Here is a 13,398-nt window from a genome sequence, read left to right on the forward strand (position 1 = left end):
GCTTACTTAAAAATTATAAAACCAAGCCAAACTGCTATCAGGCAAAGGATTATATTTAATAAAATATTTAAAGAAAAATTAAAATAATTTCCACTTTGTAAAAGCAGTAAATTTTCATAAGAAAATGTAGAAAAAGTTGTAAAAGCTCCTAAAAATCCTGTACTTATAAAGCTTTTGAGCACAGGAGATAAACCCTTATGATGTGCATAAGAAAACAAAAGCCCCATCATAAAAGATCCTAAGACATTAACAAAAAGAGTACCAAAGCTTATAGAATGGGGTAAAATTTTATTTATCAAATTGATAGAAAGCATTCTTAAAACCGCCCCTATAAAACCCCCAAGACCAACAACTAAAATGGTATTTAGCAAAGCTTAGCTCTTTCTTGATCTAGTAATTCTTGCATTTTTTTTCTAGTATTTTCAAGCCATTTTTTATCACTCGTATCCACTAAATCCATGCAAATGATTTTCAATACTCCAGAACTAGCACTAAAACTTTTAGTGTCTAAAATTTTCGCAGAATCAACAATCAAAATAGGCTGCACTTTTAAATCAAGCTTTTCACTTAAAATTTTAGCACCACTTTGAAATTTAAGCAATTTTTCATTCCTAGAACGCGTTCCTTCAGGAAAAATCGCCAAAACTCTATCTTCACTAAGCCTTTGTTTAGCTTCTTTTAAAACACGCACCAAATCGCGTGGATTTTTTCTATCTATGCAAAGAAGTTTAGGTTTTTTAATGGCAATTTTAAAAAGAGGAATTTCGCCTAATTCTTTTTTGGCAATCCAACATAAATTTTTAGGATACAAATCCTCTAAAGCTATGATATCTAAGGTACTTTGATGATTCATTAAAATCATATTTGCTTTAAGATCAAATTCCCCTATGACTTCATATTTGCAAAAAAGAATATTTTTTTGAAATCTAGCCCAAGATTTTCGAAGTTTCCAAAGCGTATCTTGAGATTTCATAAAACAAAAACATAGCACAACAAAAGCTACGCTTATAATAAAAAAGAACCAAAAATATAAAGCTTTAATTTTTTTGTAAATCACTACTTTCAACCCATCCTATCTTATCATCGCGAAAAAGCACTTTAACATAATGAAGTCTTTTGCCTAACACCTCAACCTTTTCGTTAGAATTTGCTGTATAAAAATAAGTTGATGATTCAGTTGGTAAAATTTTAGCCCTAGAACCCGCTTTTAAAATTGCATTTTCTGTGTTAGTATCTACAAGAAAACCAAGTATAAAACATAAAAGCGCTCCTGCTAAAATAAAATAATTTTTCTTCCAAACAAACCATAATGCCAAAATAAGAGTCAAAGCCCAAAGAGCATATTGTTTATAAATATTAAAATCCCTATTTGTAGGATTTAAATCGCTTTGAGTGCTCACCTCATCATCGCTGATTTTAAGCTTAAAGCTCATATTTTCCATTTTTTTAGTATCTTTGTTAAAATAAGAAAATTCAAAATCTGTTTTAGTCGATGGAAAAATAGCATAATAAAAAGCATTAGAAGAATTAAAATCACCCTTTAAATTTTCAATACCCTGTTTCTCGACTCCATTTACAAAAAAGCTCTTAAGATTTGCATTTGTGGCGCTTAGTTCAATCATTGTAATAATGCTTGAATCATCAAAATAACTGGTTTTGATTTTTTTAACCTCCAAGGAACTTGCCACAAGATGTGAAAAATTTTTATTATTAGGTGTATTTTCAAAATGGATAGCACCTATACTAATACTAGCACTTTGAAAAATTTTTCCATTTCTTAAAAGGCTGACTGAAATCTGTTCTAAATTTGCATTTGAAGTTTTAGCCTCAAACCACAAAACAGTCCTATAATCGCCTTTAATATATTCCCATTTTAAATCAGGATTTAAAAAGATCAAGTCCTTGCTTTTTTGCAAAGTGATGTTAAAATCAAAATTTGTATCCTCTGTAATCTTAGCATGAAGAACTATGGGAAATACTTCTCCAACATATACTTTATTAACATAATCATCAGTAGTAAGAACTAATGAACTTTGAGGTATAAAAGGATCATATATATTACTATCAAAATCGGAATTTTCATCACTTGGAGCGATATTTTGATAGATTTGCTGTTCCTCTTTTGGAAGTTTTTGCAATTCTCTTTGCATATTTTCATCTTGACCATCAAAAACAGAAATTTCACTTCGAGCAAAAAGACTCAGACAAACAAAAACTAAAAAAAATATTATTCTCACATAAAACCTTCGAACATTCTTAAGCCTATATCATTACCTAATATTTTATCGCAAGCGCGCTCTGGATGAGGCATAAGGCCAAAAATTTTTTTATTTTCATCACAAATTCCTGCGATATCCAACACAGAGCCATTAGGATTTGGTTCGTATTTTAAAAGAATTAAATCTTTATCTTGCATTTTTTTCAAGGTAGCTTCATCTGCATAATAATTTCCTTCACCATGAGCAACAGGAAGATTGATAATTTCATCTTTTTGAAAATTCTTTAAAAAAACATTATCATTTGAAACAACTCTTAAATTTTGATTTTTGGAGATAAAACTTAAATTATTATTGTGCTTCATAGCACCTTCTAAAAGTCCACTTTCAAGCAAGATTTGAAAGCCATTGCAAATTCCTAAAATATATCCTCCTCTTTTCGCATGTGCGATAACACCTTGCATAGCAGGAGCGATTTTAGCAATGGCTGCACATCTTAGATAATCTCCATACGAAAATCCTCCAGGCAAAACCACTAAGTCTGCATCAATTTCTTTTTCTTCATGCCAAATGATTTGTGCTTTTACACCAAGTTTTTCAAAAGCATATTGGGTATCAAATTCGCAGTTTGTTCCAGGAAATCTAATAATAGCAACTTTCATCATTTCTCACTTACAATAAGCTCATAATCTTCGATTACACTATTTACCAAAAGCTCTTCACACATACTTTTCACGCGTTCTTTTGCTTTTTGTTCATCACTCTCATCTAAATCAAGCACGATTTGTTTGGCTACTCTTGCTTCTTTGATTTCATTAAAATTTAAAGAATGTAAAGCCTTTTCTATAGCTTTTCCTTGAGGATCTAAAACACCATTTTTTAAAAAAACATTGACAAGTATTTTCATGATATTCCTTAGTTTAAAATTCTTTTTAAAACTTCTTCATAGGCCATTTTAACATTTCCTAAATCTTGACGAAATCTATCTTTGTCTAGCTTTTCATTGCTAAATTTATCCCAAAATCTACAGCTATCAGGACTGATTTCATCGGCTAAAACAAGCTCATTGTCTTTAGTTAAACCTAGCTCAATTTTAAAGTCAATAAGTCTTAAATTTTTAGCATCAAAAAAAGGAGTTAAAATCGCATTGATTTTTTTAGCCATTTCTTTAATTTCTTTAATCTGTGCTTCATTTTGTACTAAATTTAAAATCAAACAATGCTCATCATTGATAAAAGGATCTCCTAACTCATCGTTCTTAAGACAAAATTCCACCAAAGCAAAAGGCAAAACTGTGCCGTCTTTAATACCCAATCTTTTTGTAAGCGATCCTGTTGCAACATTGCGCACTATAACCTCAATAGGCACAATTTTGCATTTTTTTACCACTTGCTCATTATCACTAATGGTTTCAACTAAATGAGTTTTTATGCCATTTTTTTCAAGCAAATGAAAAAGTTCTGTGCTGATTTTGCAATTTAATGCACCCTTTCCACTTTCACTTCCTTTTTTTTCAGCATTAAAGGCTGTTAAATCGTCTTTAAATTCGCTTATAAGAAAATTTTCATCTTCGGTTGTATAGAGTTTTTTACCCTTACCTTCATAAAGTAATTCTTTTTTTTTCATAATTATTGTCCTTGTTTAATATTTAATATTTTAATGGTATCTATGGCAGATTTTAACTGCGCATCATCATTAATTTGCTTTTGAGTAATGATATTTTTATCATTTTTTTGCTCTTTTTTGTCTTCTTTTTTCTCATTTTTATCAAGTTTTTCCAATTCACTTTCTAAATGCTGCTTTAAATCACTTTCTTTGATATTAAAGCCATCTTCTTGAGTATTAACTTTTCCTGGAAATACTTCAATATCAGGTTTTACACCTACTGCTTGTATAGTGCGCCCACTTGGCAAATAATATCTTGCAATAGTAAGTCTTAAAGCTTCAGTTTCATTGATCGGAATAATTTGCTGAACACTGCCTTTTCCAAAAGTATTTTCTCCTACGATTATAGCTCGCTTAAGATCTTGCAAAGCCCCACTAACAATCTCACTAGCACTCGCACTTCCGCCATTCACAAGCACTACTAAAGAACTGTCAGAAATTTTATTTTTTGGATTTGCTGTATACTCTTGATTTTCACTTGTAACGCGTCCTTTTTGAGAAACAATTACTCCTTTATCTACAAATAAATTAACAAGCCCTGTAGCTTGATTTAAAAGACCGCCAGGGTTATTTCTTAAATCCAAAATTACACCCTTTACATTAGGATGTTTTTTAAGCTCTTTACTTGTCATGTCCACAACATTTTTATCAAAATTCGTAACTCTTAAATAAAGTATATTTTCATCTTCGATAAGCTTTGCATAAACACTTTCTACTTTGATAATATCACGCGTTAAAGTAACATCAAAAGGCTTAGTTGCTCCTTTTCTAAATATAGTAAGAGTGATTTGCGTCTTTGGTTTTCCACGCATTTTATCCACTGCATCGTTTAAATTGATTCCCAAAGTAGCCTCATCGTTGATTTTTAATATTATATCGCCTGATTTAATCCCAGCTTTATCTGCTGGAGTTCCCTCTATAGGAGAAATAACAGTCAAGGCGCCATCTTTCATACCTACAGTGATCCCAAGTCCACCAAATTCACCATTGGTTTGAATTTTCATATCGTTAAAATCTTTTTCATTTAAAAAAGAAGAATGCGCATCAAGATTGCTCAAAAGTCCAGAAAGTGATTTATCAATCAAATCTGTAATATTTTCATCATCTACATAATACTGCTCAACTATAGCCAAAGTTTTAGTCAATTTATCTAAAGACTCTAAGCGTTGTTGCATTAAATCAGATGGATTCTTTGGTTTTGCTTGTAGGTTGCTTGCTAAAAAAACACAAAGAGCCAAAGAGCCTGTAAAACCTGTAATAGCGGCTAGAAATCTTTTACTACTCAAAATGAACTCCAAAATTAAATATTTTAAGCCCAAATTTTAATAACTTTTGCTTAAAAATTCGTAAATAATACTAAATTTGTTATAAGTTTAATGGATTTAAAAAAATTAATGCTAAAATATTTTATATTTTTTAATTTCAAGGCAAGAAAGAATATAAATGAAACATACTCATACGCATTCTCCAAAACATATCAAAGCCATAAGTAATCGTTTAAGTCGCACTATAGGACATTTAGAAGCTATTAAAAAAATGGTTGAAAGAGATGAGGATTGTAGTGATATTCTTATCCAGCTTGCTGCGGTTAAAGCAGCAGTTAACAATACCGCTAAAGCCATACTTAAAGAACATTTAGCCCATTGTATGTATCATGCGGTCATGGAAAAAGATACGCAAAGCATAGAGGATTTAAACAAGGCTATTGATATGTTTGTAAAATAGCTATTTAAGTGCTTAAAATTCAATACTTCTAAAATAAACTTAATTTTATTGCAAAAATTTTATAAAATAACTTGACATTATTTGACTAAAGTTATATAATACTTCATATATAAAACTTGAAAAAGGATATACAATGGCAAATATACAAGAATTTTTAACCGACAATATGCTTTCAAACCTTGAAAGTGCAGCGTCTTTGGCGATTCATTCTAAAAATAATGAAGTTGTCCCTTTACATCTTTTATGGGCTTTAATTGTAGACAGTTCAAGTATTTTAAATCAAATTTGTAATAAATTTAATATTTCAAAAGAAGCTTTAGAACTTGAAATCAAAAGCAGAATTTCAAATCTTGCAACAAGCTCTAATGTCAATCGTGAAAATGTGCGTTTTTCTAATGAATTTATCAATTCCTTAGAAAGTGCTAAAGGACTTATGAGTGCCAATGGTGATAATTACTTAAGTGTAGATACTTGGCTTATAAGCGAAAGCGAAAAAAATCCTATTAGAGAAATTTTAGCCAAATTTATAGATATTAAAGAATTTCAAAAAGAGCTCCAAAATTTAAGAGCAGGACGCAAAATCGAAAGCAAAACAAGTGATGAAACCCTAGATAGCTTAAATAAATTTGGTATAGATTTAACCGCAAAAGCAAGCGAAGGAAAGCTTGATCCTGTTATAGGCAGAGAAGAAGAAATCGAGCGTTTGATGCAAATTTTAATACGCAAAACAAAAAACAACCCTATACTTTTAGGTGAACCAGGAGTAGGAAAAACAGCTATAGTGGAAGCTTTAGCACAAAGAATTATCAAAAAAGATGTTCCAAAATCTTTGCAAAATAAAAAAGTCATCGCTCTTGATATGAGTGCATTGATCGCAGGTGCAAAATACAGAGGAGAATTTGAAGATAGGTTAAAAGCTGTGGTTAATGAAGTAATAAAAAGTGAAAATATCATTCTTTTTATTGATGAAATTCATACTATAGTAGGAGCTGGAGCGAGTGAAGGCAGTATGGATGCGGCAAATATTTTAAAACCCGCTCTTGCAAGAGGTGAACTCCATACCATAGGCGCAACTACTTTAAAAGAATATCGTAAATATTTTGAAAAAGATGCAGCCTTGCAACGCCGTTTTCAACCTGTAAATGTGGGCGAACCAAGTGTTAATGAGGCTTTGGCTATGTTAAGGGGTATAAAAGAAAAGCTTGAAATTCATCATAATGTAACCATAAATGATAGTGCTTTAGTAGCCGCAGCTAAACTTTCAAAGCGTTATATTGCCGATCGTTTTTTACCTGATAAGGCTATTGATTTAATCGATGAAGCTGCAGCTGAACTGAAAATGCAAATTGAAAGCGAACCAAGCTCTTTGAGAAAGGCACGCAAAGACATAGAAACTTTAGAAGTAGAAAATGAAGCTCTAAAGATGGAAAATGATGAAAAAAATCAAAAAAGACTAGATGAAATTGCCAAAGAACTGGCCAATTTAAAAGAAAAACAAAGTGCTTTAAATTCACAATTTGAAAATGAAAAAAGTGTTTTTGATAGCATAAGCGCAAAGAAAAAAGAAATCGATAGTCTTAAAAACGAAGCTGTTTTTGCAAAAAATAAGGGTGAATTCCAAAAAGCTGCAGAATTAGAATATGGCAAAATTCCAGAATGCGAAAAAGAAGTGGCAAATTTAGAAGAAAAATGGAAAAAAATGAGCGAAAATGGAGTCTTGCTTAAAAATCAAGTGGATGAAGATTTGGTTGCTGGAATTTTAAGTAAATGGACAGGAATTAGCGTGCAAAAAATGCTGACTTCAGAGAAGCAAAAATTTTTGGAAGTAGAAAAACACTTAAAAGAAAGTGTGATTGGGCAAGATAAGGCTCTAAGCGCTTTAGCAAGAGCTATCAAACGCAATAAAGCAGGATTAAATGCAGACAACAAACCTATAGGAAGCTTTTTATTTTTAGGACCTACAGGAGTAGGAAAAACACAATCTGCTAAGGCTTTGGCGAAATTTTTATTTGATGATGAAAAAGCAATGATTCGCTTTGATATGAGTGAATTTATGGAAAAACATAGCGTTTCAAGACTCTTAGGAGCGCCTCCAGGTTATGTAGGGCATGAAGAAGGCGGAGAGCTTACTGAAGCGGTGCGTAGAAAACCTTATAGCGTGCTTTTATTTGATGAAGTCGAAAAAGCCCACAAGGATGTGTTTAATGTACTTTTAGGAATTTTAGACGATGGTAGGGCAACTGATAGCAAGGGTGTAACTGTGGATTTTAAAAATACCATTATTATTTTAACTTCTAATATCGCCTCAAGTGCTATCATGAATTTAAGCGGAAAAGAACAAGAAGATGCGGTAAAAAATGAGTTAAAAAATTTCTTTAAACCTGAATTTTTAAACCGCTTAGACGATATCATCACCTTTAATCCACTTGGAAAAGATGAGGCATATGAGATAGTTAAACTTTTATTTAAAGACTTGCAAAAAAGTTTGGAAAATAAGGGTATAAAAGCAAGTCTTAGTGAAAATGCTGCGCTTTTAATCGCTAAGGATGGATTTGATCCTGACTTTGGTGCTAGACCTTTAAGAAGGGCTATTTATGATTTAATCGAAGACAAGCTAAGCGATATGATACTTGCAGACAAGCTTAATGAAAATGATGAGATTGTCATCGATGCAAAAAATGATGAGATTGTCATCGAAAAAGCTTAACTCTTTTAGAAGAAATAGATTTTTCTATTTCTTCACATACTTTTAAAATAAAATCTCACTTTCATTAAATTTCATATTCGTTCTTGGCAGAGGTGATTTGATAGTATAATAAGCATTTTGCCCCTTATAACTTCCTCTATATACCCCATTTGGAATGCTGAATTTTCTTGTAGTATCAGGAAATTTCTCTAAGTATTTATTTAAAAATTCCTTAAACACGGGAGCAGAAGTCCTAGCCCCACCCTCTGTATAACGCATAGGCTTATTATTGTCATTTCCATACCAAATCAAAGCTTCAATCTCAGGTGTTAAGCCACAAAACCAAGCATCGATATTTTTATTGGTAGTTCCTGTTTTGCCTGCTATTTCTATGCCTTCAACCCTTGCATTGCGTCCTGTACCATGCTCTACAACATTTCTCATCATATCCAAAACCAAAAAGCTCTGCGCTTCATCGCTCACTCTGTATTCATTTGAGTTAAATTCCATAATAATTTGATCATTTCTATCTTGTACTTGCTTAATGATTTGTGGCTCTTTTATAACTCCATAATTTCCAAACATAGTATAAAATTTAGAATACTCCAAAGGAGAAATTCCAAAGCTTCCTAAAACAATCGATAAATTAGCCGGAATATCCCTAAAGCCAAATTCTACAAGCTTTGAATGAAGCACATCAAGTCCCATACCAAGAGCAAGATTGATAGTAGCTAGGTTTCTTGAACGTGTTAAGGCTTCTTTTAGGGTAATCAAGCCAAGGAATTTACCTCCATCATTTTTAGGTTTCCAGTCTTTATTATCCCCTGCTCCACCTTCAAAAATTCTAGAAATATCTGCAATCTCACTCATAGGCGAATAGCCTAGATTAATAGCTGCTTGATACACAAAAGGTTTAAAGGAGCTGCCTGGTTGTCGTGTGCTTTGAGTAGCTCGGTTGTAATTACTTTTTTCATAATCAACCCCACCCACTAAGGCTAAAACATCTCCACTTTGATGATTAACCACCACCATAGCTCCATTTAGCGTACTTAAATTTGCATCCTTATCACGCTTTACTATTTCATCATAACCAAATTTTAAGGCATTTTGAGCCATTTCTTGCACATCTAAATCTATATTTAAAGTGATTTTATAGCCGCCTGTTTTAAGATCTTTAATGCTAGGACTTAATTGCTTAATCACCTCATCTACAACATAAGGAGCTGCATTTTGCGTTAAAGTATCATCATAAACTTGAGGAATTTCTTTCATAGCTTCATCATATTCTGCTTTAGAAATCCAACCTAATGTATACATTCTTGCTACAACATTATTTGCCCTTGCGATAGAAAGATCTAAATGTTTTGTAGGATCATAGCTACTTGGTGCTTTTGGCATACCCACAAGCATAGCAATCTCTTTAAGGCTTAACTCATTTAGATTTTTATGAAAATATCCTTGCGCAGCTGTTTTAACCCCATAATATCCATGTCCAAAAAAGATATAATTTAAATATCTTTCCAAAATTTGCTCTTTGCTTAAAATTGTTTCCATTTTATAGGCGAGCAAGGCTTCGCGAATTTTACGAGTGATAGTTCTTTCAGGGGTTAATTCTGTATTTTTGATAAATTGTTGAGTAAGCGTTGAAGCTCCCTCCATGGTTTTTCCACCACTTCTTATAATTTTAACAATAGCCCTAAAAATAGCATCAATATTTACCCCATCATGTTCAAAAAAGCTAGTATCTTCTATAGCTACAAGAGCTTCTATAAGACGCGGGGGTAATTCTTCATAGCTTGCATAAAAACGATGTTGTTCAAAGATATTGGCTACTAATTTTCCATTTCTATCGTAAATTTGCGTTGTAAGTGGAGGTTTATACTCTTTAAAAGTATATCCTTGAGTATCTGCATTTGCAAAAAGATAGGCCACATAAATAAATACAGCGATCAAACACACAACAAAAAATGAAAATATATATTTTAAAATTTTCATAAATAAGCCTTTAAATTTTGAGTATCAAGTCCTAAAGCGGTGTTTAAATTTCCCTCTTGTTTAATGATATAGTTTTTATGAAAACCCTCACACATAATCGCCCCTGCTTTACCCTTATAAAATCCATTTTCTACATAGTCTTTTAAATCACGAGGATCAAATTTTGAAAAATAAAGCGTTGTTTTTGAAAGAGAGAAAACTCTTTTTTTTAAATTCTTTAACAAAAAAGCACTTAAAATACTAGCACATTTTCCATCTTGTAAATCAAGCATTTCACAAGCTTCTTCTTTGGTATTTGCCTTAGTAAGAATTTTATCTCCTATGCAAACTATGCTGTCTGCAAAGAGTAAAGTTTCATCTTTAAATTTCTCTTCATAAGTCGTGCAAAATTGTCTTTCTTTCTCTAAGACGATTTTTTGCACATAAATACTAGGCTTTAAATTTTTGTCTAAATTTTCATCATAGTCAAAGCTTATTTGTTGAAATTCAATCTTTGCCTCTTTGAGCAAATTCGATCTAGAAACAGAACTTGAAGCAAGAATTAACATTGCTTAAAGTCCTTTTTGGATCAAATCCAAAGCCTGTTTTAAAGCTTCATCTATCTTGCTTATATCTTTACCGCCTGCTGTAGCAAAATCATCTCTTCCGCCGCCATTGCCACCTAAAATTTGAGCAATATTTTTAACCAAATTTCCAGCTTTTAAAGGACAATTTTTCACACCTGCTGCAAGGGTTATCTTATCATCTTTTGTTTGTATTAGTAAAATAGCAGCTTTTTCAAATTTGTTTTTAAATTCATCAATCATGGTTTTTATATCACCGCTTTCTACGCATTCAACGCAAATTTGAACTCCATTGATATTGCTTGAGTTAAGTTGTGATTTGTTAGAATTTTTAAGCTCGTTTTTTAATTTTAGAATTTCATTTTTAAGTTTTTTTACCCCAAGACTTAAATCATTGCTTTTAAGCTCTTCTTTAAGGTTTAGATTTTCATTCATAAAAGTCTTGCAAAATTCTAAAGCTGCTCTTGAAACAACCGCTTCTATACGCCTTACACCTGCACTTACACCACTTTCTTTAACTATGTAAAAACTTCCTATTTGAGCTGTATTTTTTACATGAGTTCCTCCGCAAAGCTCTTTACTTTCACCTAAGGTTAAAACGCGTACATTACCTTGATATTTTTCATTAAATAAAGCAATAGCTCCACTTTTTTTAGCATCTTCTAAAGGCATATTTTCTAAAATTGCTTCGCTTGAGCTAATGATCATTTCATTAACTCTTTTTTCAATACTTTCTAATTCTTCCTTGCTTAAAGCTTTGTGATGAGTAAAATCAAATCTTAATTTATTGCTTTCAACCAAAGAACCTGCTTGACTGATATGAGAACCCAAAATTTCTCTTAAAGCGTGATGTAAAAGATGAGTAGCTGAATGATGGCGTGCAGTTTGTTCTCTTTTGTCGGTATCAATTTTTGCTATTATCTTATCATTAAGCTTGATTTCTTCATTAGCTTTTACAAGACTAAGATTGAGATTGAAAAACTTTTGAGTATCTAGCACTTCGCTAGTTCCTATATATCCTGTATCAGCAATTTGCCCCCCACTTGTTGCATAAAAAGGAGTATTATCAAGCATAACCCAGCCTAGACCTTTAAGACTTGAAACTTCTTTAAAATCTTCATCTAAAAGAGCTAAAACGGTGGCTTGACATTCTGTTTTTTCATAACCCACAAAGCAATTTTCTCCAAATTTTTCAAGTAAATTTTTAAAATCTCCACTTGCTACCTTATCGCCGCTTCCTTTCCAAGAAGCTTTTGCACGATTTTTTTGTTCATTCATCAATTCTTCAAATTTAGCTTCATCTACCACAAGATTTTTTTCTCTTAACATATCTTGCGTTAAATCAAGTGGAAAACCATAAGTATCATAAAGCTTGAATGCAACCTCTCCGCTAAAAACTTCTTTGGTATTTTTAAGCTCTTCATTAAAAATTTCAATACCGTTTTCTATAGTGCTCAAAAATCTCTCTTCTTCTAAGCAGATTTGCTCTTTTATAAAATCTTTCTTTTCATTAAGATAGGTATAATGCTCACCCATAAGCTTGCAAACTACATCAACTAAATTATACATAAAAGGTTTTTTAAGCCCCAATAAATACCCATGTCTTAAAGCACGGCGTAAAATACGGCGTAAAACATAACCCCTACCCTCTTTATCAAAACTCGTTCCTTGAGCGAGCAAAAATACACTCGATCTTATATGATCAGCGATAACTCTAAAGCTAGCTCCACTTTCATAAATATAAGTTTTACCACAAAGTTTTGCAATTTCATCGATAATAGGCATAAAAAGCGAGCTGTCAAAATTGCTAAATTTACCCTCTTTGATAGCTGTAACCCTTTCAAGCCCCATTCCTGTATCAATACTTGGTTTTGGCAAAGGCGTAAGTTTACCATCAGCATTTCTTTCATACTGCATGAAAACAAGGTTCCAAATTTCTAAGAACCTATCTCCATCTCCACCCATATAATCTTCTTCGCCATTAAAATACTCTTCGCCTTGATCATAAAAAATCTCACTACAAGGACCACAAGGACCTGTATCGCCCATTTGCCAAAAATTATCCTTATCGCCAAATCTATAAATTCTTTCTTTTTGGATATGTTTTTGCCACAATTCAAACGCTTCATCATCGCTTTCATGTACGGTTACATAAAGTCTATCTTTAGGAAGTTTTAATACCTCGGTTACAAATTCCCAAGCATAAGCGATAGCTTGTTCTTTAAAATAATCCCCAAAGCTGAAATTTCCTAACATTTCAAAAAAAGTATGATGGCGAGCGGTATAGCCTACATTATCTAAATCATTGTGTTTTCCCCCTGCTCTTATACAAGTTTGGCAACTTGTTTTGCGTGGTGGATTTGGACGAGGCACTTCTCCTATAAATATACTTTTAAAAGGCACCATTCCTGCATTTGTAAAAAGCAAGGTTGCATCATCAGGAACTAAAGGACTTGAAGGGGTGATTTCATGACCCTTAGACTTAAAAAAATTTAAATATTCACTTCTAACATCCATAAGATTTTCCTAAGAAATTTTTATAAAAGCA

12 protein-coding genes are annotated in these 13,398 nt (G+C 32.2%); 2 read left to right on the forward strand and 10 right to left on the reverse strand.

The features are described from left to right. Positions 1-2: 2 nt before the first annotated feature. The 7 genes from crcB to KAR67_RS00920 are packed head-to-tail and all read right to left on the reverse strand — an operon-like array spanning position 3 to position 5,182. Entirely contained in the window at positions 3-371 is a 369-nt protein-coding gene (crcB, locus tag KAR67_RS00890; protein WP_060785232.1) for a fluoride efflux transporter CrcB, read from the reverse strand. After that, positions 365-1,057 carry a lysophospholipid acyltransferase family protein gene (locus KAR67_RS00895; RefSeq protein WP_002776060.1) on the reverse strand — a complete coding sequence of 231 codons (693 nt, stop codon included), beginning with the start codon at positions 1,055-1,057 and terminating at the stop codon, positions 365-367. The genes crcB and KAR67_RS00895 overlap by 7 nt, the downstream gene beginning before the upstream one ends. After that, positions 1,038-2,237, reverse strand: a complete 1,200-nt coding sequence (locus tag KAR67_RS00900) for an SH3 domain-containing protein (RefSeq protein ID WP_002829727.1) — start codon at positions 2,235-2,237, stop codon at positions 1,038-1,040. Before KAR67_RS00900 ends, KAR67_RS00895 begins: the two co-directional genes overlap by 20 nt. Next, complete coding sequence (gene purQ / locus KAR67_RS00905; protein ID WP_134162908.1) at positions 2,234-2,878, reverse strand: phosphoribosylformylglycinamidine synthase I; 645 nt, start codon at positions 2,876-2,878, stop codon at positions 2,234-2,236. The genes KAR67_RS00900 and purQ overlap by 4 nt, the downstream gene beginning before the upstream one ends. Continuing rightward, complete coding sequence (gene purS / locus KAR67_RS00910) at positions 2,878-3,123, reverse strand: phosphoribosylformylglycinamidine synthase subunit PurS (protein ID WP_002776055.1); 246 nt, start codon at positions 3,121-3,123, stop codon at positions 2,878-2,880. Before purS ends, purQ begins: the two co-directional genes overlap by 1 nt. Positions 3,124-3,131: 8 nt before the next feature. Next, complete coding sequence (gene purC / locus KAR67_RS00915; protein WP_002776052.1) at positions 3,132-3,842, reverse strand: phosphoribosylaminoimidazolesuccinocarboxamide synthase; 711 nt, start codon at positions 3,840-3,842, stop codon at positions 3,132-3,134. Positions 3,843-3,844: 2 nt separating this feature from the next. Then, positions 3,845-5,182 carry a S41 family peptidase gene (locus KAR67_RS00920; protein WP_162284703.1) on the reverse strand — a complete coding sequence of 446 codons (1,338 nt, stop codon included), beginning with the start codon at positions 5,180-5,182 and terminating at the stop codon, positions 3,845-3,847. Positions 5,183-5,324: 142 nt separating this feature from the next. Between KAR67_RS00920 and KAR67_RS00925 the strand changes: the two genes are divergently transcribed. After that, positions 5,325-5,606 carry a metal-sensing transcriptional repressor gene (locus KAR67_RS00925; protein ID WP_002779742.1) on the forward strand — a complete coding sequence of 94 codons (282 nt, stop codon included), beginning with the start codon at positions 5,325-5,327 and terminating at the stop codon, positions 5,604-5,606. Positions 5,607-5,739: 133 nt separating this feature from the next. Continuing rightward, positions 5,740-8,313: an AAA family ATPase gene (locus tag KAR67_RS00930; protein WP_072237391.1), complete on the forward strand. Its 2,574-nt coding sequence runs from the start codon at positions 5,740-5,742 to the stop codon at positions 8,311-8,313. A gap of 42 nt (positions 8,314-8,355) precedes the next feature. Here KAR67_RS00930 and KAR67_RS00935 read toward each other — a convergent pair whose 3' ends face one another. From KAR67_RS00935 to alaS, 3 genes are read right to left on the reverse strand one after another with little or no spacing between them, the layout of a single operon-like run. After that, on the reverse strand, positions 8,356-10,287 hold the full coding sequence (locus KAR67_RS00935; protein WP_002779740.1) for a penicillin-binding protein 1A: 1,932 nt from the start codon (positions 10,285-10,287) through the stop codon (positions 8,356-8,358). Then, positions 10,284-10,835 (reverse strand): septum formation inhibitor Maf, encoded by a 552-nt coding sequence (gene maf, locus KAR67_RS00940; protein ID WP_002779739.1) that lies wholly within the window; start codon positions 10,833-10,835, stop codon positions 10,284-10,286. The genes KAR67_RS00935 and maf overlap by 4 nt, the downstream gene beginning before the upstream one ends. 3 nt (positions 10,836-10,838) lie before the next feature. Further along, positions 10,839-13,367 (reverse strand): alanine--tRNA ligase, encoded by a 2,529-nt coding sequence (gene alaS, locus KAR67_RS00945; protein WP_162284558.1) that lies wholly within the window; start codon positions 13,365-13,367, stop codon positions 10,839-10,841. Between the last annotated feature and the right edge of the window lie 31 nt (positions 13,368-13,398).

This window comes from Campylobacter sp. JH32 (genome assembly GCF_017846535.1).
GTDB classification, from domain to species: domain Bacteria; phylum Campylobacterota; class Campylobacteria; order Campylobacterales; family Campylobacteraceae; genus Campylobacter_D; species Campylobacter_D coli.

What these genes read in the sequence shown, in the direction of transcription:
- maf (WP_002779739.1), bottom strand. Translation starts at nt 10,835, where the DNA reads ATGTTAATTCTTGCTTCAAGTTCTGTTTCTAGATCGAATTTGCTCAAA.
- KAR67_RS00935 (WP_002779740.1), bottom strand. Translation starts at nt 10,287, where the DNA reads ATGAAAATTTTAAAATATATATTTTCATTTTTTGTTGTGTGTTTGATC.
- purS (WP_002776055.1), bottom strand. Translation starts at nt 3,123, where the DNA reads ATGAAAATACTTGTCAATGTTTTTTTAAAAAATGGTGTTTTAGATCCT.
- KAR67_RS00925 (WP_002779742.1), top strand. Translation starts at nt 5,325, where the DNA reads ATGAAACATACTCATACGCATTCTCCAAAACATATCAAAGCCATAAGT.
- alaS (WP_162284558.1), bottom strand. Translation starts at nt 13,367, where the DNA reads ATGGATGTTAGAAGTGAATATTTAAATTTTTTTAAGTCTAAGGGTCAT.
- purQ (WP_134162908.1), bottom strand. Translation starts at nt 2,878, where the DNA reads ATGAAAGTTGCTATTATTAGATTTCCTGGAACAAACTGCGAATTTGAT.
- purC (WP_002776052.1), bottom strand. Translation starts at nt 3,842, where the DNA reads ATGAAAAAAAAAGAATTACTTTATGAAGGTAAGGGTAAAAAACTCTAT.
- KAR67_RS00930 (WP_072237391.1), top strand. Translation starts at nt 5,740, where the DNA reads ATGGCAAATATACAAGAATTTTTAACCGACAATATGCTTTCAAACCTT.